This is a genomic window from Pseudoalteromonas sp. 20-92, assembly GCF_030847595.1.
Classification (GTDB): domain Bacteria; phylum Pseudomonadota; class Gammaproteobacteria; order Enterobacterales; family Alteromonadaceae; genus Pseudoalteromonas; species Pseudoalteromonas fuliginea.
Genome location: NZ_JANJGQ010000064.1, coordinates 1 through 1,096, shown reverse-complemented (window position 1 = coordinate 1,096; position 1,096 = coordinate 1). Strand labels below are relative to the sequence as shown.

Annotated in this window: 1 protein-coding gene; it reads right to left on the bottom strand. The window is 42.5% G+C overall.

Going from position 1 to position 1,096, the window contains the following annotated elements:
• Nucleotides 1-29: 29 nt before the first annotated feature.
• Nucleotides 30-998 carry an IS30 family transposase gene (locus tag NRL14_RS20755; RefSeq protein ID WP_306725513.1) on the bottom strand — a complete coding sequence of 323 codons (969 nt, stop codon included), beginning with the start codon at nucleotides 996-998 and terminating at the stop codon, nucleotides 30-32.
• Between the last annotated feature and the right edge of the window lie 98 nt (nucleotides 999-1,096).

The following is a 1,096-nucleotide window of genomic DNA, read 5'->3' as shown; positions in this document are numbered from 1 at the left end:
CGCGGATTCAAATCTGAAGTGCATAACGTTTAGGCGGCTTTAGCCGCCAAGTGATCCTGCATCAATTTTGCAGGCGTTTCAAATCCAAGTGTCTTTCTCGGACGATTATTAAGTTGCTCAAGTACTGGTATAACTTGCGCTGGTGTTACCGCCTTAAAATCTGTGCTCTTCGGCCAATACTGGCGTAGTAATCCATTCGTGTTTTCATTCAATCCGCGCTCCCATGAGTGATAAGGGTGAGCAAAATAAACAGGTACACTTAATGCCTTTGTGATTTGCTCATGATAAGCGAACTCTTTTCCATTGTCAGCCGTGATGGTATGAAGCGCTGACCTATATGGCCTTAATAGTTCTATCGTCGCCGCAGTGACGGCTTGTGCTGTTTTTCCTGCCACCTGAGTTGATACAGTGAATTGGGTGACCCGCTCTACAATGGTAACAAGGGCGCCTCGATGGCCTTTACCTATGACGGTATCTATTTCCCAATCTCCGATACGGCCTTTCTCATCAACTATTTGTGGACGTTCTTCAATGCTAACGCGATTTTTTATTTGTCCTCGGTTTGTCTTACCATGACTGCGCTTGTGATATTTCTTACCGTGTCGGCGTAGATGTAGGTATAACTCACCACCTGCTTTTTTATTTTCCCAGATATATAGATAAATGCATTCATGACTGACAGATTGTTTATTTTCCTTGCGCAACCATCCCGTTATTTGTTCAGGACTCCACTTCTCATTAAGCTTCTGGGTAATTAAAGCCATCATTTCAAGTGTCATCTTAAGTGGTTTTCTTGCACTTCTTCGGCGAGACAAAGCCCGCTCATGAGCTTGTTTGTATCTGTAACCTCGCTTGCCTGTATTTCTAGAAAGCTCTCTTGAAATCGTAGATTGCGATAAATTAGTTAGCTCAGCAATACTTTGTTGCGTAAAACCGCTTTTCTTTAGAACAGCGATCTGGCATCTTTGCTCATAGGTCAGTTGTTTGTAATGTCTCATTGTAAAATCTCTTGCCGGAGAAAAAGCAGTTAGCTTATGAGCAACTGACCACTTAATCTAGTCAAAACAAGTTATGCACTTACAATTTGAATCTAGGC